We start from the raw sequence: 21667 nt of genomic DNA on the forward strand, positions 1-21667 counted from the left end.
CGGCGCATCGCGCCGTAGAGCAAGCCTCGAAGGGCGACGGCCCGGCTGCATCCGGGCCGCTCATCCTTCGAGGCTCCCCATGGGACGCGTTGCATCCCATGCCTCGCACCTCAGGATGACGGATTGAGCAGTTGCAGTAGGATGGGTAGAGCGAAGCGAAACCCATCACGCTTCCGCGAGGATGGGAGACGATGGGTTTCGCTTTGCTCTACCCATCCTACTTGCTGCGCAGCAACGCTTGCGCGTTGCAGCTTGTCCGGGACACGACAGCGAGGTCCCTAATTCAACACCCGCTTGCTGTCCGGGCTGTCCAGCGAGAACGCCGGCACGTCGATCTCGAAGCGCTCGCCGCTTTCGCTGACCATCTGGTAGCGGCCGGTCATGAAGCCGGAGGCGGTCGAGAGCGGGACGCCGGAGGTGTATTCGAAGCGCTCGCCGGGGGCCAGGATCGGCTGCTCGCCGACCACGCCCTCGCCCTTCACCTCCTGCTGGCGGCCGGAGGCGTCGGTAATGATCCAGTGCCGCGTCTTGAGCTGCACGGTCTCCTCGCCCGAATTGGTGATGACGATGGTGTAGGACCAGAAATAGCGCGAGCGGTCGGCCGACGACTGCTCCGGAACAAAGTTCGGCTCGACGGTTACTTCGATCTGGCGGGTCACGGCGCGGTACATGGTTGCTATAATAGCCAAATCCGTCCCGGGAACCAAACGCCACAGACGGCTTTGGCGACATCGTCCCGCCAGAATTCGAAGGGAAGGACACCCCAGAGGGAGATTCCCTTGAATGATCCGGGCCGCTTTGCGAGACGACGGCGGGACCCTTACATTCTCTCAACGTCGCGTTTTGCGGAAGGGTTTCTAGGCCCCGGATGACCATTGCCGACCAAGTGACGGGATCGACGATCGCGGGGACCGCGGAGGCCAGACCCGCAGGGACCAAGGCGCGCGCGCGGGCGCCGGCCATCACGCTGCCCGCCATCGGCGAGCGCGAGCTTCGGCTCGACCTGTTCCGCGGGCTCGCGCTGTGGCTGATCTTCATCGACCATCTGCCGTCCAGCCTGTTGACCTGGTTCACGATCCGCAATTACGGCTTCAGCGACGCCACCGAGATCTTCATCTTCATCTCCGGCTACACCGCCGCCTTCGTCTACGGCAGGGCGATGCTGGAGAGCGGCGTCGTCATCGCCACCGCGCGCATCCTGCGCCGGGTCTGGCAGATCTACGTCGCCCACGTCTTCCTGTTCACGATCTTCCTCGCCGAAATCTCCTACGTCGCGACCAGCTTCGAGAACCCGCTCTACACCGAAGAGATGGGCATCATGGATTTCCTCAAGCAGCCCGACGTCACCATCGTGCAGGCGCTGCTACTCCGCTTCCGACCCGTCAACATGGACGTGCTGCCGCTCTACATCGTGCTGATGCTGGCGCTGCCCTTGATCCTGTGGTCGATGAAATGGCGGCCCGACGTCACGCTCGGCCTCTCGGTCGTGCTCTACGCGGTGACCTGGGAATATGATCTCTATCTGTCGGCCTATCCGAACGGCTTCTGGGCCTTCAATCCCTTCGCCTGGCAATTGCTGTTCGTGTTCGGTGCATGGTGCGCGCTCGGAGGTGCGCGGCGGATGTCGCGCATCCTGGCTTCGCCGGTGACGATGTGGATCTCGATCGCCTATCTCGTCGCGGCGTTCTACGTGACGCTGACCTGGTACGTGCCGCAGCTCTCCCAGTTCATGCCGAAGCGAATCGAGCAGTGGATGTATCCGATCGACAAGACCGATCTGGACGTGCTCCGCTTCACGCATTTCCTGGCGCTGGCGGCGCTCACCGTGCGCTTCCTGCCCCGGGATTGGCCGGGCTTGAAATCCCGCTGGCTGCGACCATTGATTCTATGTGGGCAGCATTCCCTCGAGATCTTCTGCCTCGGCGTCTTCCTGGCCTTTGCCGGCCATTTCATCCTCGCCGAAGTCTCCGGCGGCGCGGCCATGCATGCCTTGATTAGTCTGTCCGGAGTGCTGATCATGTGGGGGGTGGCCTGGGTGATTTCGTGGTACAAGCGCGTGGCTGACAAGAGCGGTGCGAAGACCAAAAACGCCGTCGGCAATGCCGATCTGGCGGGAGGGGGCTGATGAAGGCGAAGGTTCTCCTGAGCCTGATCCTGCTATGCGGTAGCCTCGCCGCGCCTGTGGCGCGCGCGGGCGATGCTGCGCCTGCCGCCTCCAATGCGCCCGCAGCCTGCGAACTGCCGTCCTATCTGCTCACCAGCGAAAGCCGGCTGCCAAAGGTCGCCGACGTGCTCAAGGCCGGCAAGCCACTCGACATCCTGGTCATCGGCAGCCGCTCGACCACGATTCCGTCCTCGGAGAGCAGCTCCTATCCGGCGCGAATGGAGGCGATCCTCAAGGAGAAGCTGCCGGCGTCCGAGGTGGTGCACGTCTCCGTAGAAATACAGAGCAAGAAGACGGCAGAGGAGACCGCGTCCACTTTCGTTAAGCTGATGGAAGCAAAAACGCCTAATTTGGTGATCTGGCAGACCGGGACCGTGGATGCTATCCGATCCATCGATCCCGACGAATTTCGTAGCGCGGTGACCGAGGGGGTTGTTGCACTGCAAAAGGCAGGGGCCGACGTCGTCTTGATGAACTTGCAATACAGCCCGCGTACGGAGACCATGATCTCGGCGCCACCTTATCTCGACAACATGCGGGTGGTGGCGCAGGAGCACGACATCCCGCTGTTCGATCGCTTCGCGATCATGCGGCAGTGGAATGACCAGGGTCAGTTCGACCTGTTCAGCCCGTCCCGCGGGCCCGAGCTGGCGAAGCAGGTCCATGACTGCCTTGGCCGGGCGTTGGCACAGTTCGTGTTTGATGCAGCCCGTCTGGAGCCGGCCCAGCAGCAAAATTGAGGTCTAGCGTTAATGAGTTCTCTCCGCCCTTTTTGCCCGACGGCATGGCTGGCCGCGCCTGCAGCCGCAGCGCTGTTGTTGCTGATGCCCGCCTCGCCATCGCATGCCCAGACGGCAGCCGCACAGGCGACACCCGCCCCCGCGCAGTCGGCTGATCCCGCTCCCGCTTCCCCCTCCCAGACCACCGTCGCCGCGACCTCGCCCGAGCAGCGCGGCATCACGGCGCGCGCCATCGACAAGGTGAAGCAGGCCGCCAAATCCGCCAGCGACATCTTCAACCGTGTGCCCTGCCAGTCGCCGAAGGACGGTTCGAAGGCGATGGGCTCGCTGCCGCACGTTGCTGGCAAGCTCGTCGCGGGGCTGCCCGTCGTCATCGTCGCGTTCGGCTCGTCGTCGACTCAAGGGTTCGGCGCGAGCTCGCCCGAGTTCAATTACCCCAATCGTCTCGCCGCGCAGCTGCGCCGGCACTATCCGACCGCCGACATCAGCGTCATCAATGCCGGTGTCGGCGGCGAGGACGCGCCCGAGATGATGAAGCGCCTTCAGACGCAGGTGATCGACATGCATCCGGATCTCGTGATCTGGCAGGTCGGCACCAACGCCGTGTTGCGCAATCTCGATCCCGCCGAAACCGCCAAGATGGTGGAGGACGGCATCAGCCGCATCCAGGCCGCGGGCGGTACCGACATCGTGCTGGTCGATCCGCAATATTCGCCGGCCGTCAACCAGCGCGCCGAGAGCGCCGGCAAGATGGTGAAGCTGCTCGGCAAGGTCGCCGAGCTCCGCCACGTCGGAATCTTCCCGCGCTTCGAGGTGATGCGCGACTGGCACGAGAAGCAGGCCATTCCGGTCGAAGGCTTCGTGATCGCCGACGGCCTGCACATGAACGATTGGGGCTATGCCTGCTTCGCCCAGCTGCTCGGCGACGACATCATCCGCTCGGTCGGCCAGATCAGGCTCGGCGTCAACGTGCCGGTGGACGTGCGGACGTATCGGCCGATGTGACGAGGTGCCGTAGGGTGAGTTAGGCGAAGCCGTAACCCACCATGCATCAACGAGTGCCGAACGAAGTTGGTGGATTACGCCGTGCGAACTGCGCTTCGCGCAGTCGCAGGGCTAATCCACCCTACGAGACCTTCGCCGCCTACGCCTTCTCCAGCGCCGCCGTCAGATCCTCGATCAGATCATCGGCATGCTCGAGCCCCGCCGAGAAGCGAATGAAGCCTTCGCCGATGCCGAGGGCGGCGCGGTCTTCCGGCTTCAGGCGCTGATGCGTCGTGGTGGCCGGGTGCGTGACGAGGCTCTTGGCGTCGCCGAGATTGTTCGAGATCCTCGCAAGCTTGAGCGCGTTGAGCACGCGGAACGCGGCCGCCTTGCCGCCCTTGACCTCAAAGCCGACCAGCGTCGAGCCGCCGCGCATCTGCTTTTTCACCAGTGCCGCCTGCGGATGATCGGCGCGGCCGGGATAGACCAGCCGCGAAATCTTCGGGTGGCTCGCCAGCACCTCGGCGATGCGCCCCGCGGTCTCGGTCTGCGCGCGCACCCGCACGCCCAGCGTCTCCAGGCCCTTGAGCAGGACCCAGGCGTTGAATGGCGAGATCGACGGGCCGGTCTGGCGCATGAAATTGTGGATGTGCTCGGCGATGAAGGCTTCCGAGGACAGGATGATGCCGCCGAGGCAACGGCCCTGGCCGTCGATATGCTTGGTCGCGGAATAGACCACGACGTCGGCGCCGAGCGCCAGCGGGCTCTGCCAGATCGGGGTTGCGAACACGTTGTCGACGACGAGCCGCGCGCCGCCCTTGTGCGCGATCTCGGCGATCGAGGGAATGTCGAGCACGTCCAGCGTCGGGTTGGTCGGGCTCTCCAGGAAGAACGTCTTGGTGTTGGGCCGGAGCGCGCGCTGCCATTGGTCGAGGTCGAGCCCGTCGACCAGCGTGGTCTCGATGCCGTAGCGCGGCAACAGGTCCTGGATGACGTAGAGGCACGAGCCGAACAGCGCGCGGGAGGCGACGACGTGATCGCCGGCCTTGAGCGGCGCCAGGATCGCGGTCGTCACCGCGGCCATGCCTGTCGCCGCCGAGCGGGCGGCCTCGGCGCCCTCGAGCTCGATCATGCGGCGCTCGAACATCGCGATGGTGGGATTGGAATAGCGCGAATAGATGAAGCCGGGGTCCTCGCCCTTGAACCGCGCCTCGCATTGCTCGGCGGTGTCGTAGACATAGCCCTGGGTCAGGAACAGCGCCTCCGACGTCTCGCCAAATTGCGAGCGCAGGGTGCCGGAATGAACCAGGCGGGTTTCGGGGCGGTAAGCAGCAGGCGACTTCGACATAGGACCCTCCGACATGACCGTGAATGCGAAACGGTCACAAAAAAACCGGCCTGGATATCTCCACGGGCCGGGATCACAGAGGTCCCCGGCCTGTTTAGCGACTTATTTAACGTGGCTGCAAGCCGGCCGGCTCAAATCACCACGGGATAAGTGATGCTCATATTCGGCAATGCCCTTTCCGTCAAGGCGTCCATCGGATAGCCGTAAAAGACCTGTATTTCCGGCATGTCCGGATGCATTTGACCCTGATGAGGACCCCCCGGTTGACGTTCACGGTCGCGCCCGACGCCAATGGTATCCTGCCCGACCGCATGATCGCGGCGATGGCGGAGGCAGGCCTCATCCTGCCCGCCTATGACTTCGTCGAGAGCCAGATCCAGCCGGCGAGCCTCGATCTGCGTCTCGGCGACATCGCCTATCGCGTCCGCGCCAGCTTCCTGCCCGGTCCCGGCGCCACCGTCGCCGAGCGCATCGACGAGTTGAAGCTGCACGAGTTCAGCCTCGCCGACGGCGCGGTGCTGGAGACCAACTGCGTCTACATCGTGCCGCTGCTGGAAAGCCTCGCGCTGCCGCCGGAGATCGTCGCGGCCGCGAACCCCAAGAGCTCCACCGGCCGGCTCGACGTCTTCACCCGCGTGATCGCCGACGGCACCCGCCGCTTCGACATGATCGGCGCCGGCTATCACGGTCCGCTCTATGCCGAGATCAGCCCGAAGACGTTCCCGGTGCTGGTGCGCGAGGGCTCGCGCCTCAGCCAGGTGCGCTTCCGCACCGGCGATGCCATCCTCAACGCCGACGAGCTCGACGGCTTGCATGCCGCCGAGCGCCTCGTCGACATCGACGATGCCGATCTGTCGGGCGGCGTTGCCGTCTCCGTCGACCTGTCCGGCGAGAAAGCGAGCGGCTTCGTCGGCTATCGCGCCAAGCGGCATACCGGCGTGGTCGACGTCGACCGCCGCTCCGGCTACGCGGTGGAAGATTTCTGGGAGCCGATGTCGGCCCGTCCCGACGGCAGCCTGATCCTCGATCCCGGCGAGTTCTACATCCTCGCCTCGAAGGAAGCCGTGCAGGTGCCGCCCGACTACGCCGCGGAGATGGTGCCGTTCGATCCCCTGGTCGGCGAATTCCGGGTGCATTACGCCGGATTCTTCGATCCCGGCTTCGGCTATGCCGGCGCCGGCGGGCAGGGCTCGCGCGCCGTGCTGGAGGTGCGCTCGCGCGAAGTGCCGTTCATCCTCGAGCACGGCCAGATCGTCGGCCGTCTCGTCTACGAGAAGATGCTGGCCCGCCCCGACGCGATGTACGGCCAGCGCATCGGCTCGAACTATCAGGCCCAGGGTCTCAAACTATCGAAGCATTTTCGGGTGTAGCGGCACATCCTACTGTCATGCCCCGGCTTGCCGCCTTCGCTGAAGCTTCGGCGCGCCGAGCAACTCCGTGGGCCTCGGCGTAGCCTTGGCGGAGCCGGGACCGGGGCATCCAGTACGCCGCGGCCTATCGGCTCAATCACTGCGGCCTCTGGAATACTGGATCGCCCGCCCCAGTGCGCAAGTGCGCACAAGGCGGGCGATGACACCGAATGTGTGTCGGAGTGCCAGGCAAGCTCGCGGACTATGGCGAAGGAAATGACATGAGCCATCCCTCCGAACTCGACGCAAGGATCGCCGAAAACGTTGCGGATGCGCTGATCTATTCGGATCGCTCGGGCGCGATCATGCGCTGGAACGGTGCCGCGACGGCCCTGTTCGGCTTCTCCGCTGCGGAAGCACTCGGCCAGAATCTCGATCTGATCATTCCCGAGCATCTGCGCGCCGCGCACTGGAAGGGGTTTGAGGCCGCGCTCGCCAGCGGCAGCATGAAGCTTGCGGGCAGGCCGACGCTGACCCGCGCGCTGCACAAGAGCGGACGCAAGCTCTACATCGAGATGACGTTCGCCCTGGTGCGGGATTCCGGCGGCAACGTCCTCGGGTCCGTGGCGATGGCGCGCGATGTCACCGAACGGGTCGAGCGTGAGCGCGCCGCCAAGGCGCCGCCGCAAACTTCGTGATGCGGAATTGGCGGGCGGCCGCGCAGGGAGCCCTGCATGGGCGTGATGTTGCCTGCCGCAAGGCGTGGTGACACACTCGATCGAAACAACGATCGGGAGCGAACATGGCCGCTTTGGACGCCGCGCAGGAAGCCCAATGGCAGCGCTGGCGCGCGGTCGCCGGCCTCTATCACGCTTTTTTCACCGGCCTCATCCTCACCGTCGTCACACGGCGCGGCACGGCTGACGCCGCCGAGTTCGTCTTCCGCGTGTTTCGCCGCCAGCAGCAGGAGCGTTTCCTGCCGGGCCTGAGGAAGCTCGGGATCGATCATCTGCCGCCGGCGGTGGCGGCCGCGCAATATCACTACCTCTCCAACTGGATCGGCGGCGTGCATGTCGAATACATGTACGAGAGCGACACCAAGGCCTGGATCCGTTATCCGCCGCCGCGCTGGATCTGGAAGGGCACCGCGATCTGCGGTGTGCCCGGCGAGGTGTCGCGCGCGATGCTGCGCGGCTGGCACGCCAACAATGGCGCAGCCCTCGGCGATCTCAGGCTCGGCTTCGTCTGCACCAAGCAGAGCGTCGACGGCCAGGACGGGCTGGAAGGATACTACCACCAATACGATCATCCGCTCGAGCTGGACCAGCGGCTGGTGTTCGCACGCCATCTCGAAGCGCCGCTGTTCGATGCGAAGACGGCGCCAGCGCTTCCCGTGGCGAGCTGGCCGAAACCGCGCCTGGAAAAAGCCTATCGCAATTACGCGATGGAATATGTGCGCACCGCGGCGCCCGTGATGGTGCAGCTGTTCGGTCCTGAAGACGCCGGCTACTTGCTGCACCTCACCGGCAAGCTGATCGGGATGCAATACTTTGACGACGTCGCCGCCGCGCTGGCGATGAGCCGCGGCGGGGCAAGCGAATTCGCCGCGTTCCTGAATGCGCTGCTTGCTGCGCAGGATGATGCGGTTGAGACCGCACGATCCGAAAGCGCCTTCGAGGTTCGTCAGGAGACGTGGAAGCTGATGGACGACGTTGCCGACTATCATCCGGCCTGCGCCAAGGTGCTGGAGGGGCTGTTCGAAGGCCTCGCCGCAGGCTGCGGGCGGCATATCGCCGTGCATATGCGCCCCGCCGCTGGTTGCCGCCCGCCATTCGTCTGGACGATCGGATAGACGGCAGTGCCGCAGCGGTTACCACCTCGCCCCGCTTGCGGGGAGAGGTCGGATTGCATCGAAGATGCAATCCGGGTGAGGGGGACTCTCCGCGAGCCCAACTCTCACCGTCCTCGCGGAGACTCCCCCTCACCCCAACCCTCTCCCCGCAGGCGGGGAGAGGGAGATGAGAGAGCCGCAATTCCATCCATCGAAATGCGCTGCCGCAGGGCACGCCTGCATCAGGCGCAGGAGGAATCGGCCATGGCCGTGCTAACAAGCCTCCCGGCGCGCCCCGCGCGAACAAATTGATTGCCACACCCAAGCATTGCCGCGCCGCCAAGGGCGCCCGAGCCCGGAGAGGACATGTCCGACATCGCCGAAATCCCGGTCGATGAGCAAGAGCGTCCGCTGCCGCCGCCGCCGGTGCGAAGCGCGCTGACCGACGGACCGATCCTGCGCACGCTGCTCGGCCTCGCCTGGCCCAACGCGATCGCGCTGTCGGCCGGCACCTGCACGGTGATCGCGGAAACCTCCTATATCGGCCGGCTCGGGGTCGAGGCGCTGGCGGCGATGGCGCTGGTGTTCCCGACCATCATCCTGACCATGACCATGTCGGGCGGCGCCATGGGCGGCGCGGTGGCGTCCGCCATTGCGCGCGCGCTCGGTGCCGGCGATCGCGAGCGCGCCGGCACGCTCGCCGCGCACGCGATGCTGATCGGCATCAGCTTCGGCCTCGTCTTCATGCTGGGTATGCTGATCTTCGGCCCCAAAGTGCTCGAGATGCTCGGCGGCCGCGGCGATGTGCTGACGCATGCGGTCGCCTACACGCAGGTGTTTTTCGGTGGCGCCGTGCTGCCCTGGCTGCTCAACACCATGGCCGGCGTGCTGCGCGGCACCGGCAACATGAAGCTGCCCTCGTTCCTGATCCTCAACTCCGCGGCCTGGCAGATCGTGCTCGGCGGCACGCTCGGCCTCGGGCTCGGCCCGGTGCCGCAGTTCGGCATGCACGGCGTCGCGGCCGGCGCGCTGATCGCCTATGCCATGAACATCTGCATCATGGGCTGGTACCTGTTCTCCGGCCGCGCGCGCGTCACACCGAAGCTGCGCGGCTTGCGCATCCAATGGGCGATGTTTTTCGACATCCTGAAGGTCGGCGCCATCGCCTGCTTCTCGCCGCTGCAATCGGTGCTGACGATCTCGATCTTCACCCACATGCTGGCGCAGTTCGGCACCACGATCCTGGCCGGCTACGGCATCGGTGCGCGGCTCGAATTCCTGCTGACCTCGATCGCGTTCTCGTTCGGCATCGCCTGTGTGCCGATGGTCGGGATGGCGATCGGCGCAGGCAACATCACGCGCGCCCGGCGCATCGCCTGGATTGCCAGTGCGGCAGCCTTCGTCGCCGTCGGCGCGCCGGCCTGCGTCGTTGCGATGTTCCCCGATCTCTGGATCGACATGTTCACCGACAGCGCGGCCGTGCGCGCGGCGAGCCATCAATATCTCTCGACGGTCGGGCCGTTCTACGCCTTTTTCGGCATCGCCACGACGATGTATTTCTCCTCGCAAGGCGCGGCCAAGGTGATCGGGCCGGTGCTGGCGCAGACGGCGCGGCTGGTCTACATCTCGGCGGTCGGCTGGTGGCTGTCGACCCATGAGGCCACCGCGCAGAGCTTTTTCTGGCTGGCCGCGAGCTCGATGGTCGTGCTCGGCCTGCTCTCATCCTCCAGCGTCGTGCTGACGCGCTGGGGACCGCGCGCGAGCACGCCCGCGATCAGACCAGCGCTATCGGGTGCCACCGACTAAAGCGCGATGCGATTAGGATGAATCGTCATCGCGCTTTAGGTTGCTGTTTGCATGATCTTTTCGGAAAACCGCTGCGCACTTTTCCGGATCATGCTTTAGCGATGCCTGTGGCGGCGATGGCCGCTGCCGCCGCCGGCACCGCCGAGCATGCCCATGATGTCGCCGCCGCCCATGCCGCCGAGCCCGGTCGGCATATAGCCGCTACCGCCCATCGGCATGTAGCCGCCGTAGTTCGGCGCGCCGAAGCCGCCGCCCATCATGCCACCGAGCCCGCCGCCGCCGTTCTCCATCATGCGGCTCATCATCGGCCCCATGGTCTGCATCATCATGGCGAAGCGGCGCTTACCCATCTTCGCCTTCATCATCTCCAGCATCGGCGCCATCTGGGTCATCATGTCCTCGCCGCCGGCCCCGCCTCCGCCGAATCCTGCGAGCTGCGCCTTCGCAGGCGTGCTTGCGGCGGAAAACAGCAGCAGCACGGCGGCTGCCTGGCAGATCACCTTGTCCGCACCTCTCATGACATGCTCCTCGCGTGCGCAGCCCGCCGGGAGAGCGGAGCCAACCGGACGCACGCGACCATGATTGCGGCCGGCGAGGGCGGAGCTCTGTGAGAAAACTCACAGAGGGCGGTCAGGCCGCGGCAGGTGGAAACGCCCTTCGTATCGCGATGACCGCGTCCCTGGTCTGTCCCTGAACGTAAGACGCAAGCTCGTTCGGCAGCATGTCGATGGTCCAGACCAGGCGGCAACGCGTCTCGCCGTCGGCGATCACCTGCACCGAGGCGCTGTAGTGCTTCAGCCGCTCGTTGCTGATGGCGTAGACCAGACGCCGCCGCGCGTCGTCGCAATCGACCAGCACCTCCCGCGCCACCGAGCCGTTGGCGAAGCTGACGATGCGCGCATCGCCGTCGAGCGTGCAGGCGGTGACGAAGCCGGGCACCAGCCGTTCATGCAGCGCGCCGAAGTCGCGCACCGCGTCCCAGACGTCGCGCGCGGGGGCGGGTAGGGGGATATCATTGTGGATGGAGGCCATGGGAAGTTCCCTTGATGATGTCGGGGGGGCCACACACGCCGTCATTGCGAGCGCAGCGAAGCAATCCAGAGATGTTTCCGCGGCGACAGTCTGGATTGCTTTGTCGCAAGAGCTCCTCGCAATGACGGAGCCAGCGGTCAGAGCGCTTAGCTACAAACCGCCTCGACATTGTTGCCGTCGGGATCGATCAGGAACGCGGCGTAATAGGTCGGGCTGTAATCCTTGCGCGGTCCGGCGCCGCCATTGTCGCGGCCGCCGCTCTTCAGCCCTTCGCTGTGGAACGCCTTGACCGCGTCATGGCTGCCGGCGCGAAACGCAATGTGCGCGCCGTCGGCCTTGCGGCCCTTGTCGAGGTGCAGCCACAGCGCCGGTTCGCCCTTCGGCCCGAAGCCGGCATAGCCGTCGCCGCTCGAGCACAGGACGTAGCCGAGCGGCGCCAGCACCGCGGTGTAGAAGCGCGTCGCGGCGTCGAGGTCGGCAACGCGAAGTCCGATGTGGTCGTACATGTTCGTCTCCATGTGCAAAGCGCGCCGAAACTGGCGCGCGCCGGAGACGAAGCTAGTCAGTTGAGGGCAAGCTGCTCTTGGAGAATCTTGCGCATCCCCTTCGAGGCCTGGCGGAACCTGGTCGGCGATACGCCGGCGGCGCGGTGGAAGGTGCGGACGAAGTTGGAGAGATCGCCGAAGCCGACGTCATAGGCGACATCGGTGACGGCGATGTCATCGTCGGCGAGCAGCCGTGCCGCGTGCCGCAGCCGCGAGCGTACCAGATATTGATGCGGGGTGACGCCGAGCACGCTCGAGAACAGCCGCAGGAAGTGGAACGGGCTGAGGCCCGCCTGCTTTGCGGCCTGTTCGAGATCGACCCCTTCATGCGAATTGTCGTCGATCCACAGTGCGGCCTCCACCGCGCGGCGGCGATCGCGCGCATTGGGCGTGGCCGGCTTGCGCGGCTTGCCCGAGACCAGGTCGACGAAGCGGCCGGCCAGGATCTGGCCGACTTCGTCGAGGCCGATGTCGCTGTTGCCATCTGCCGCCGTCTGGGCGAGCTCGCCCAGCACCATCAGTTCGGGCAGCGGCGGCGTGGCGCCGACCTGCCAGATCTCGCGCCGCCCATTGAGGGCATCGACCATGTCTTCGCTGAAGAAGAATCCCAGGCAGACGTCGCCGCTGACATGCTCATGCGTGCAGGTGTATTCCTCGCCGGGCGCGCCGACCAGCATCGAGCCCGCCACCAGCTCGAAGAACCCGGCGCGGCAACGGCAGCCGAAGCTGCCCGAGCGGACATAGGCGATGGAATGCCCGGTGCGGCATTCGGCAAACGGCGTGTCGTCCGGTCCCGCATCGCAACGGAACTCGCAGACCGTGATCGATTGTGACGTCAGCAATGTGGTCGCGTCCATGCCGCCTTATCTAGGTGGACGGCCTCGGCGGAGCAACGGGCAGCAGCACCTCGAACAGCGTCTTGCTGGCGACGGGATGGGCGCCCTCCAGCGCCAGCAGCCGCCGCTTGGAGATCACCCCGCCAAAGGGCGAGAGCCGGTCGGTGTAACTGCCGGCCTCCAGCACCCGGTGGCAGGGCACGATCAGCATGTAGGGATTTTTTGCGATCGCCTGCGCCACCGAATGCGCCGCGCCTGAGGCGCCCAGCGCCTTGGCGACCTCGTGATAGGTGCGCGTCTCGCCGCGTGGAATCGAGCAGGCGAACTCGTAGACGCGCCGGTTGAAGCCGGACACGCCGCCAGCATCCAGGCTGACCTCGGAAAAATCGGGATCGCCGCCCTGCAGCAGGGCTGTGATGCCCTCGATCGCAAGCTCGGCGTTCTCGCACGGCCGCTGTTCGCGCGCCTCGGGATGAACCTGGAATATCCGGCGCCGGGTGTCGATCTCCCGCGCTTCCGGCAATTGCACGGCGACGACGCCTGTGCCGCTCCAGATGATGCCGCAGCGGCCTATGGCCGTGTCGAATATCGAATAGCCGCGCCCCACCATGCACACGCCCCACTCAGTGCACGTTTCGCCCCAGACATCCGATCATAACACCGCCACAATCCGGCGCACCTGGAATCTTATCAGGACGTTAAGAACCGCCCGGCCGGGCGCGCCAAACCGCTTGGCGGCAGGCGCCGTCTCGGCTAATCAAGACGGGCGCGAAGCGCATCCGCGGGCGTAGTTCAATGGTAGAACGGCAGCTTCCCAAGCTGCATACGAGGGTTCGATTCCCTTCGCCCGCTCCAAGCCCTTAGTTCGGCAGGCTTCGCAGAAATTCCACGATCGCCGTGCTGACCTCCGCCGGCCGCTCCTGCTGCGTCCAGTGCCCGCAGCCAGGCAGCATCCTGATCTCGCGCAGCTGCGGCACCCATTGTTTCATGTTGGCGAGAAGCTCGGTGCTGCCGGGGAAAGCGAGGACCATGTCGTGGTCGCCCGCGATGAAGAGCGAGGGCACCGTCACCTTCACGCCCTCGAAGGCCGCCATCAGTTCCCAGTTTCGATCGATGTTGCGGTAGTAATTGAGCGGTCCGCGAAATCCGCTGCGGGCGAATTCGGCGCCGTAATAGTCGAGGTCGGCGGCGCTCAGCCACGACGGAAGTGGCACCTGCACCTTCGGCAGCATCCCGTCCTTGCGCGAGACCATGCCGGCGCCAGCGGTCCGCCCCTGACGCTCGGCATTGGCGCGGATCGCGGCCGCTCCCTCGCCCGAGCCGCCATAGAGCATGGCGCCCAGTGTTGCGCGCGGATCCCGTTCGAATTCGGCTTCGGCGACACCCGGCTCCTGGAAGTAAAGCTGATAGAACTGCGCATCCGCCGTCTGCGGCATGACACTCGTCGGCCGCACTGGGCTTCGTGGCCGATAGGGTACGCTGAGGATGGCGGCGGCGCGAAAGCGATCCGGCCGCAGGCGCGCCGTGTGCCAGGCGATCGTGGCGCCCCAATCATGCCCGACGATGACGGCGTGTTTCGCCTCGAAGGCGTCGAGCACGCCGACGAGATCGCCGACCATGTGGAGGATCGTATACTGATCGATCGCCTCAGGCCGGTCGCTCTTGCCATAGCCGCGCATGTCGGGCGCGACCGCATGGTAGCCGGCCGATGCCAGCGCCTCGATCTGGTGGCGCCACGAGTACCAGCCTTCCGGAAAGCCGTGGCAGAGCAGCACCATCGGCCCCTTGCCCTGCTCGGCGACGTTGAGGCTGATGCCGTTGGCCTTGATCATCCGCTGCGTCGGTCCGCTCATGTTATCGCCTCCCGGTCATTGCGGCTGGCGTATCCTAATCTGCCCTGCAGGCTGCGCAAAGATTCTAATATGTTAGCCTCCCGCTCCCGGCACGCACGCCGCGCCCGCCCTAAGCTTCCCTTGCCCGGTGGGTGCGGTCCCTGCGCCGGGGGATGTCTAGATGAGAGCCGATGGACCAGCAGAAACTCGACCGTGCGATCGGTCGCCGCTTGAAGACGCTGAGGACGCAGGCGGGCATGACGTTGAACGAGCTGGCAAGCCGCTCCGGCGTCAGCCGGGCCATGATCGGGCGGGTGGAGCGGGCGCAGAGCAGTGCGACGGCGGCGCTGCTCAACAAGCTTTGCGCGGCGCTCGATGTCACGCTCAGCGACGTCGTCGCGCTCGCCGAGAAGCCGCCGGAGCGGCTGGTGCGGCTCGCCGACCAGCCGCACTGGCGCGATCCCGACAGCGGCTATCGCCGGCGTCATGCCTCGCCGCCGGATGCGGCCAGCGGCATCGAGATCATCGTCGTCGACCTTCCGGCCGGCTCCCGCGTCTCCTACAGCCCCTGGGGCCGCAACGCCTTCACCCAGCAGCTGCTGATGCTGGAGGGCGCGATCGCCGTGTACATCGACGCCAAGACGGTGCGCCTGCGCGAGGGCGACTGCCTGGATTTCGACGTGATGCGTGCGGTGACCTTCGAGAACGAAACCAGGCAGGACGCGCGCTACGTCATCATCACGCGGCGCGGCTCCTCCTACGGGAAGATGTGATGTCGATGATCGCGGGCGCCCGCGGACGAAACTTGAAATGAGGCTGGCGATGCAGATTCGCACCGGCGACACCTTCGATCCGCGCGTCGTCGCGCTGCTCGATCATCACGTCACGTCCGCGCGGGCCCAGACCGCGCCGGGCAGCGCGCATGCGCTCGACCTGGCGGGCCTTCGCGCCAGCGATGTCGCATTCTGGACCGGCTGGGACGGCGAGCTGCTCGTCGCCACCGGCGCGCTGAAGACGCTCTCGGCCGTCCATGGCGAGGTGAAGTCGATGCATACGCTTCAGACCACGCGGCGGCGCGGCTTTGGCGGCCAGATGCTCCGCCACATCATCGTGGAGGCCCGCGCGCGCGGCCTGACGCGGCTGAGCCTCGAGACCGGCTCGTGGGATTATTTCAAGCCGGCGCATGCGCTTTACCGGGCCCACGGCTTCGTCCCTTGCGGCCCGTTCGAAGGTTATGTCGAGGATCCCAATAGCCTTTTTCTGACGTTGGATCTGACGCAGGGCTGACTGCCGGCGCGGTGCTTGGGTCAACCGAGCTCGAAATTGCAGTCCTGTTCTCAAAATGAGTTGCGTACCTCAAAACACCTCTGCTAGCCTTCAACCATGGCCGAGACCCTGACCGCGAGCGCGCTGACGCTGAAAGACATCGCCCGTGAGGCGGGCGTCAGCCTCGCGACGGTCGACCGCGTCCTGCACAACCGGCCGGGCGTGCGGCCCGAGACGGTGCGGCGCGTCAAGGCGGCGATCGAGCGCAATTCGTTCCAGCCCCACGTCGCCGCCGCCGAGCTCGCCCGCGGCCGCGCCCGCCGCTTTGCCTTCGTGATGCCGTCGGGGCCGAACCCGTTCATGCAGCAGATCGAGGCCTATCTCGGCGAGATGTCCGGCTGGCTCTCGGCCCGCCGCCTCGGCGTCGAGATGGTCGCAACCGACGTGTTCGACCCTTCCGTGCTTGCGGCCTCGCTCGAGGCGCTTTCGGGCGATTACGACGGCGTCGCCGTGGTGGCGCTGGATCACCCCAGCGTTCGCGCCGCGATCAACGACCTCGTCGATGCCGGCACCCAGGTGGTGACGCTGGTGTCGGACGTGCCGTCGTCGCGCCGCCACCATTATGTCGGCATCGACAACATCGCGGCGGGCCGCTCCGCCGGCGCGCTGGTCGGACGACTGGTCGGCCAGAAGTCCGGCAAGGTCGCGATCGTCGCGGGCTCGCAGGGCCTGCGCGACCATGCCGAACGCATCTTCGGCTTCAACCAGGTGATGGCCTCGGAATTCCCTGGTCTCGGCGTCCTGCCGGTGCTGGAAGGGCGCGATGAGGACGATCGCTCCGAGCAGCTGTTGGCGCGGCTGCTCGCCAGGCATGCCGACATCGTCGGCCTTTATAACGTCGGCGCCGGCACGCAAGGTGTCGCCAAGGCGTTGAGCGATGCCGGCCGCGACAAGGTGGTGTTCGTCGGTCACGACGTCACCGTGCTGACGCGCCGCCTGCTGCTGCAAGGCGTGATGGATGCCGCGATCTCGCAGAACCCCGGACATGAAGCGCGCGCCGCCGTGCGCGTGCTGCTCGCGCTCGCCCGCGGCGAGCCGATCTTGCGCGAACAGGAGAAGATCAGGATCGACATCGTGATGCGGGACAATCTGCCCTAGCTATCGAAGGGCCGTGGCGAAAAGCGCGACGTCAAGATCGCGCAGCGCAAATGAGGAAAGAGGGAGGACGATTTGTATCTCGGACTGGACATCGGCACGTCCGGCGTGAAAGCGGTGCTCGTGAGCGAAGCCGGCGCGGTCGTCGCGAACGCCGCGCGCGACCTCGCGCTGTCGCATCCGGCGCCGCTGTGGTCCGAGCAGGACCCCGATTCCTGGGTCGATGCGACGATCGGCGCGGTCGACGATCTCGCGGCCCGCCATCCGCGCGAGATTGCGCAGGTGGCCGGCATCGGCCTGTCCGGCCAGATGCATGGCGCGACGCTGCTCGACGAGGACGGCAAGCCGCTGCGCCCGGCGATCCTCTGGAACGACGGCCGCTCGCAGGCCGAATGCGCGGTGCTGGAGCGGCGCTGTCCATCGCTGCACGCGATCGCCGGCAATCTGGCCATGCCGGGCTTCACTGCGCCGAAGCTGCTGTGGATCGCGCGGCATGAGCCGAAGATTTTCGAGCGCGTCGCAAAGGTGCTGCTGCCGAAGGCCTATGTGCGTTATCGCCTCACCGGCGAGATGGTCGAGGACATGTCCGATGCCGCCGGCACGCTGTGGCTCGATGTCGGCGAGCGGCGCTGGTCGGCCTTGCTGCTGCACGCCACCGGGCTCGACCTCCACCACATGCCGCGCCTCGTCGAGGGCAGCGCGGCGAGCGCAGTGCTCGCACCGGATTATGCTCAGCGCTGGGGCATGAGGAAGGACGTCGTGGTCGCGGGCGGCGCCGGCGACAATGCGGCGAGCGCGATCGGGCTCGGCGCGATCGCGCCCGGCGATGCCTTCCTGTCGCTGGGAACGTCCGGCGTTCTGTTCCGCGTCACCGATCGCTTCGCGCCGGCGCCGGCGTCGGCCGTGCACGCGTTCTGCCACGCGTTGCCCGGCCTCTGGCATCAGATGGGCGTGATGCTGTCGGCTGCCGCTTCGCTGGCCTGGCTCTCCGGCGTGATGGAGGTGCCGGCCGCAACGCTGCTGGCGCCCCTCGGCGCGCGCGTCGATGCGCCCAGCCCGATCAGATTCCTGCCCTATCTCGACGGCGAACGCACGCCGCACAACGATGCCGCCGCGAGCGGCGCCTTTGTCGGTCTGCGCGGCGCGACCGGCCGCAGCCAGATCGTCCAGGCCGTGCTCGAAGGCGTCGCCTTTGCCGCGCGCGACAATCTGGCGGCGCTGAGCGCGGCGAGCGGGCCGATTGCCGAGGTCGATCTCGTCGGCGGCGGCTCGCGCTCGCCGCTATGGGCACAGATCTGCGCCGACGTGCTCGGCATTCCCGTTCACCGCGTCGAAGAGGGCGAGGTGGGAGCGGCCCTCGGCGCCGCGCGGCTCGGCAGGCTCGCTGCCACCGGCGAAAGACCGGTGGCGGTCTGCACCCGCCCGCGGCGGCTCGCGAGCTTCACGCCCCGCGCTTCCCTCGCTGCCGCCTATGACGAAGCCTATCGGCGGTGGCGCGAGCTTTATCCCGCATTGAAGGAGTCTCCCTAAAGTGAATGCGTCAGCCAAATTCTTCGATGCAAGCGCACCTGTCGCCTTTGCCGGCCAGGACGCGGGACCGGCGCCCGCGTTCCGCTGGTACGACAAGGACCGCATGGTCCATGGCCGCAGGCTCGAGGATCACTTGCGCTTTGCGGTCTGCTATTGGCATTCGTTCTGCTGGCCGGGCGGCGACCCCTTCGGCGGCGAGACGTTCCTGCGGCCCTGGCATCACGGCACCGATGCGATGGCACAGGCGCGGGCCAAGGCCGATGTCGCGTTCGAGCTGTTCCGCCTGCTCGATGTGCCCTACTTCACCTTCCACGACGTCGACGCGGCGCCGGAAGGCGCTTCGCTCGCCGAGTCCGTCGCCAATCTCAACGCGATTGCCGATCTGTTCGAAGCGAAGATGGCATCGAGCAAGGTCCGCCTGCTCTGGGGCACTGCGAACCTGTTCACGCATCGCCGCTACATGGCCGGTGCGGCGACCAATCCCGACCCCGAGATCTTCACCTATGCTGCCGGCCAGGTCCGCGCCGCGCTGGAGGTGACGCACCGGCTCGGCGGCCAGAACTATGTGCTGTGGGGCGGGCGCGAGGGCTACGAGACGCTGCTCAACACCGATCTCAAGCGCGAGCTCGACCAGCTCGGCCGCTTCGTCTCGCTAGTCGTCGAGCACAAGCACAAGATCGGATTCAAAGGCCCGGTCCTGATCGAGCCGAAGCCGAAGGAGCCGACCAAGCATCAATATGATTTCGACGTCGCCACCTGCTACGGCTTCCTCGAACGTTACGACCTGCTGAAAGACGTCAAGCTCAACATCGAGCAGAACCACGCCATCCTCGCCGGCCACTCCTTCCACCACGAGGTCGCGCTCGCCGAGGCGCTCGGCGTGTTCGGCTCGCTCGACATCAACCGCGGCGACGATCTGCTCGGCTGGGATACCGACCAGTTCGCGATGAACGTGCCGGAGCTGGCTCTGGTGTTTCACGAAATCCTGAACCGCGGCGGCTTCACCTCGGGCGGGCTGAATTTCGACGCCAAGATCCGCCGCCAGTCGATCGACCCCGACGATCTGATCCACGCCCATGTCGGCTCGATGGATGCCTGCGCGCGGGCCTTCCTCGCCGCGGCCGACATGGTCGACGCCGGCGTGCTCACCACACCGCTTGCCGAGCGCTACGAAGGCTGGTCCGGCCACGAGGGCCGGGCGATTCTCGCCGGCCAGCGTTCGCTCGCCGATCTCGCCGACCGCGCGCTTCAGCCCGGCTTCGACCCGCAGCCGCGCTCGGGTCGGCAGGAATATCTGGAATCGCTGGTCAATCGCCATGTCTGAGGGAGAAAGACCGCTGATGGCACATGCTGACACGACACCGGTCCTCGAGCTCACCGGCATCGGCAAGGAATTCGGCGCCATCCGCGCGCTGCACGACGTCGACCTGCATGTCATGCCGGGGGAGGTGGTCGGCCTGATGGGCGACAACGGCGCGGGCAAGTCGACGCTGGTCAAGATCATCGCCGGCAATTTCCGCCCCAGCCATGGCGAGATCCGGTTTGGCGGCAGCGCGGTGCATTTCAGCCGGCCCGTCGATGCCCGCGCGGTCGGCATCGAGGTCGTGTATCAGGACCTCGCGCTCGCCGACAATCTGACGGCGGCGGCCAACGTGTTCCTCGGCCGCGAGCTGAAGCGGAGATTCGGGCCCGTCGCGCTGCTCGACCACAAGGCGATGGCGGCACGGGCGCTGGAGCTGTTCGGCGAGCTGCGCTCGGAGACGCGCCCCGACGATCTCGTCAAGCAGATGTCCGGCGGCCAGCGCCAGGCGGTTGCGATCGCGCGCACCCGGCTCTCCAACGCGCGGCTGGTGATGATGGACGAGCCGACCGCCGCGATCTCGGTGCGTCAGGTCGAGCAGGTGCTGGGCCTGATTCACCGGCTGAAGGAGCAAGGGGTTGCCGTGATGCTGATCTCGCACCGCATGCCCGACGTGTTCGCGGTGTGCGACCGCGTCATCGTCATGCGCCGCGGCGAGAAGCGGGCCGACAAGCCGATCCACGAGACCTCGCCAGAGGAAGTCACCGCCCTGATCACCGGCGCGAAGGAGGCGGCGTGATGGCTATGCCCATGGAATCCCCGATCAGCTTCACCAATGTGGGCCGGATCAAATGGTGGCAGCGCGGCATCTTCGCCTCGCAGACCGGCTACGTGCTGCTCGCACTGGGGGTGCTGCTGGTGATCATGCATTTCGCCAGCCCGTATTTCTTCACTGAAGGCAACATGCAGAACGTGGCGAAGAACTTCTCCTTCATCGCCATCGCCACGCTCGGCGTCACCTTCGTGATCATCACCGGCGGCATCGACCTCTCGGTCGGTTCGATGATGTGCTTCTCCGCCATGATCACCTCGATGGTCATGACCGAGCTGTCGGCGCCCGGCTCGCCCGCAGGCGCCCTGTTCGTGCACATGGCGGCCGACGGCAAGACCGTGCTGGCCAACGTGCCCGGGCTGATCCTGCTGGTCTCGGTCATGGCCGGTCTCGGCGTGGCGCTGATCGCCGGGCTCGTCAACGGCTTCTGCATCGCCGTGCTCGGCCTGTCGCCCTTCGTCACCACGCTCGGCATGCTCTCGATCGTGCGCGGGCTCGGCTATGTCGTCTCCAACGGCCGCGGCAGCTTTCCGGGCGGGCCGGATGCCGATTATTTCTATGCCGCGACCTCGGGCGACGTGCTCGGCGTGCCCGTGCCTTTCATCTATCTGATGATCCTCGCGCTGACGATGGCCGTGGTGCTGCACCACACCTCGTTCGGCCGCCACGTCTTCGCGCTCGGCGGCAACGAGAAGGCGGCCGAGCTGACCGGCATCCCGGTCGTGCGGGTGAAGATCGAGGTCTATGTGATCTGCGCGCTCGCCGCCGGCCTGCAAGGCATCATCATCTCGGGCTGGCTCGGGTCGGCGCCGGCCAACATGGCGACCTCCTACGAGCTCAACGTGATCGCGGCCGCCGTCATCGGCGGCGCCAACCTTGCCGGCGGCATCGGTGGTCCGCTCGGCGCTATCGTCGGCTGCGTGCTGCTGGAGGTGATCCGCAACGGCCTCGTGCTGGCGCAGGTGTCCTCCTACTGGCAGCAGACGCTGGTCGGCGTGATCATCATCCTGGCCGTGCTGGTCGACCGCATCCGCTCGCGGATGACTTGAATTGACGTCGTTCTCGGGAAGGCAACGAAAACGCCGCCCGTCCGCTTCCCGGACGAATTTGAAAAGGA

The 21667-nt window shown here is 66.3% G+C and carries 22 protein-coding genes, 1 tRNA gene and 1 riboswitch; of the genes, 15 read left to right on the top strand and 8 right to left on the bottom strand.

What is annotated here, in order from left to right; genetic code table 11:
- Positions 1-278: 278 nt before the first annotated feature.
- Entirely contained in the window at positions 279-671 is a 393-nt protein-coding gene (gene apaG, locus D6B98_RS27415) for a Co2+/Mg2+ efflux facilitator ApaG/CorD (RefSeq protein ID WP_164718924.1), read from the bottom strand.
- Positions 672-868: 197 nt separating this feature from the next.
- Here apaG and D6B98_RS27420 point away from each other — a divergent pair, with 197 nt between their 5' ends.
- The 3 genes from D6B98_RS27420 to D6B98_RS27430 are packed head-to-tail and all read left to right on the top strand — an operon-like array spanning position 869 to position 3909.
- Complete coding sequence (locus D6B98_RS27420) at positions 869-2125, top strand: OpgC domain-containing protein (RefSeq protein ID WP_126260157.1); 1257 nt, start codon at positions 869-871, stop codon at positions 2123-2125.
- On the top strand, positions 2125-2904 hold the full coding sequence (locus D6B98_RS27425) for an SGNH/GDSL hydrolase family protein (protein ID WP_126260158.1): 780 nt from the start codon (positions 2125-2127) through the stop codon (positions 2902-2904). The genes D6B98_RS27420 and D6B98_RS27425 overlap by 1 nt, the downstream gene beginning before the upstream one ends.
- 12 nt (positions 2905-2916) lie before the next feature.
- Positions 2917-3909: an SGNH/GDSL hydrolase family protein gene (locus D6B98_RS27430; RefSeq protein WP_126260159.1), complete on the top strand. Its 993-nt coding sequence runs from the start codon at positions 2917-2919 to the stop codon at positions 3907-3909.
- A gap of 139 nt (positions 3910-4048) precedes the next feature.
- Here D6B98_RS27430 and D6B98_RS27435 read toward each other — a convergent pair whose 3' ends face one another.
- A complete protein-coding gene (locus D6B98_RS27435) occupies positions 4049-5236 on the bottom strand; it encodes an O-succinylhomoserine sulfhydrylase (RefSeq protein ID WP_164718893.1) in 1188 nt (395 codons plus the stop codon).
- 73 nt (positions 5237-5309) lie between these two features.
- Positions 5310-5389: riboswitch (SAM riboswitch) on the bottom strand.
- 95 nt (positions 5390-5484) lie between these two features.
- Here D6B98_RS27435 and D6B98_RS27440 point away from each other — a divergent pair.
- The 4 genes from D6B98_RS27440 (at position 5485) to D6B98_RS27460 (ending at position 10222) form a co-directional block, all read left to right on the top strand.
- Complete coding sequence (locus D6B98_RS27440; RefSeq protein ID WP_430644561.1) at positions 5485-6606, top strand: 2'-deoxycytidine 5'-triphosphate deaminase; 1122 nt, start codon at positions 5485-5487, stop codon at positions 6604-6606.
- A gap of 260 nt (positions 6607-6866) precedes the next feature.
- Positions 6867-7283: a PAS domain S-box protein gene (locus D6B98_RS27445; protein WP_126260162.1), complete on the top strand. Its 417-nt coding sequence runs from the start codon at positions 6867-6869 to the stop codon at positions 7281-7283.
- 104 nt (positions 7284-7387) lie between these two features.
- Positions 7388-8437 carry a hypothetical protein gene (locus D6B98_RS27450; RefSeq protein WP_126260163.1) on the top strand — a complete coding sequence of 350 codons (1050 nt, stop codon included), beginning with the start codon at positions 7388-7390 and terminating at the stop codon, positions 8435-8437.
- A gap of 345 nt (positions 8438-8782) precedes the next feature.
- Positions 8783-10222: an MATE family efflux transporter gene (locus tag D6B98_RS27460; RefSeq protein ID WP_126260164.1), complete on the top strand. Its 1440-nt coding sequence runs from the start codon at positions 8783-8785 to the stop codon at positions 10220-10222.
- Positions 10223-10317: 95 nt separating this feature from the next.
- On the opposite strand, the gene D6B98_RS27465 is transcribed toward D6B98_RS27460, so the two are convergent.
- The 5 genes from D6B98_RS27465 to D6B98_RS27485 form a co-directional block, all read right to left on the bottom strand.
- Positions 10318-10740: a hypothetical protein gene (locus tag D6B98_RS27465; protein ID WP_126260165.1), complete on the bottom strand. Its 423-nt coding sequence runs from the start codon at positions 10738-10740 to the stop codon at positions 10318-10320.
- 112 nt (positions 10741-10852) lie between these two features.
- Positions 10853-11254 (bottom strand): SRPBCC family protein, encoded by a 402-nt coding sequence (locus D6B98_RS27470; RefSeq protein ID WP_126260166.1) that lies wholly within the window; start codon positions 11252-11254, stop codon positions 10853-10855.
- A 146-nt stretch (positions 11255-11400) separates the two neighbouring features.
- Positions 11401-11760 (bottom strand): VOC family protein, encoded by a 360-nt coding sequence (locus D6B98_RS27475; protein WP_164718895.1) that lies wholly within the window; start codon positions 11758-11760, stop codon positions 11401-11403.
- A gap of 56 nt (positions 11761-11816) precedes the next feature.
- Complete coding sequence (locus D6B98_RS27480; protein WP_126260168.1) at positions 11817-12656, bottom strand: helix-turn-helix transcriptional regulator; 840 nt, start codon at positions 12654-12656, stop codon at positions 11817-11819.
- A 10-nt stretch (positions 12657-12666) separates the two neighbouring features.
- Entirely contained in the window at positions 12667-13245 is a 579-nt protein-coding gene (locus D6B98_RS27485; RefSeq protein WP_126260169.1) for a methylated-DNA--[protein]-cysteine S-methyltransferase, read from the bottom strand.
- A 171-nt stretch (positions 13246-13416) separates the two neighbouring features.
- Between D6B98_RS27485 and D6B98_RS27490 the strand changes: the two genes are divergently transcribed.
- Positions 13417-13490, top strand: a tRNA-Gly gene (locus D6B98_RS27490).
- Positions 13491-13495: 5 nt separating this feature from the next.
- On the opposite strand, the gene D6B98_RS27495 is transcribed toward D6B98_RS27490, so the two are convergent.
- Positions 13496-14488 (bottom strand): alpha/beta fold hydrolase, encoded by a 993-nt coding sequence (locus tag D6B98_RS27495; RefSeq protein WP_126260170.1) that lies wholly within the window; start codon positions 14486-14488, stop codon positions 13496-13498.
- Between the two features lie 170 nt (positions 14489-14658).
- On the opposite strand from D6B98_RS27495, the gene D6B98_RS27500 reads away from it, so the two are divergent.
- The 7 genes from D6B98_RS27500 to D6B98_RS27530 all read left to right on the top strand — a co-directional run bounded on the left by D6B98_RS27500 (position 14659) and on the right by D6B98_RS27530 (position 21599).
- The gene (locus tag D6B98_RS27500; protein ID WP_126260171.1) at positions 14659-15240 is read left to right on the top strand and encodes a helix-turn-helix domain-containing protein; all 582 of its coding nucleotides are present in this window, start codon (positions 14659-14661) and stop codon (positions 15238-15240) included.
- 49 nt (positions 15241-15289) lie between these two features.
- On the top strand, positions 15290-15754 hold the full coding sequence (locus D6B98_RS27505) for a GNAT family N-acetyltransferase (protein WP_164718896.1): 465 nt from the start codon (positions 15290-15292) through the stop codon (positions 15752-15754).
- 96 nt (positions 15755-15850) lie between these two features.
- Positions 15851-16891, top strand: coding sequence for a LacI family DNA-binding transcriptional regulator (locus D6B98_RS27510; RefSeq protein WP_126260172.1), 1041 nt, complete (start codon positions 15851-15853; stop codon positions 16889-16891).
- A 72-nt stretch (positions 16892-16963) separates the two neighbouring features.
- Positions 16964-18418 carry a xylulokinase gene (gene xylB / locus D6B98_RS27515; RefSeq protein ID WP_126260173.1) on the top strand — a complete coding sequence of 485 codons (1455 nt, stop codon included), beginning with the start codon at positions 16964-16966 and terminating at the stop codon, positions 18416-18418.
- A 1-nt stretch (position 18419) separates the two neighbouring features.
- Positions 18420-19742 carry a xylose isomerase gene (gene xylA, locus D6B98_RS27520; protein ID WP_126260174.1) on the top strand — a complete coding sequence of 441 codons (1323 nt, stop codon included), beginning with the start codon at positions 18420-18422 and terminating at the stop codon, positions 19740-19742.
- 16 nt (positions 19743-19758) lie between these two features.
- Entirely contained in the window at positions 19759-20517 is a 759-nt protein-coding gene (locus D6B98_RS27525) for an ATP-binding cassette domain-containing protein (RefSeq protein WP_126260175.1), read from the top strand.
- On the top strand, positions 20517-21599 hold the full coding sequence (locus D6B98_RS27530; RefSeq protein ID WP_164718897.1) for an ABC transporter permease: 1083 nt from the start codon (positions 20517-20519) through the stop codon (positions 21597-21599). Before D6B98_RS27525 ends, D6B98_RS27530 begins: the two co-directional genes overlap by 1 nt.
- Positions 21600-21667 lie beyond the last annotated feature (68 nt).

The sequence above is a fragment of the Bradyrhizobium sp. LVM 105 genome (assembly GCF_003957705.1).
GTDB classification, from domain to species: Bacteria; Pseudomonadota; Alphaproteobacteria; order Rhizobiales; family Xanthobacteraceae; genus Bradyrhizobium; species Bradyrhizobium frederickii.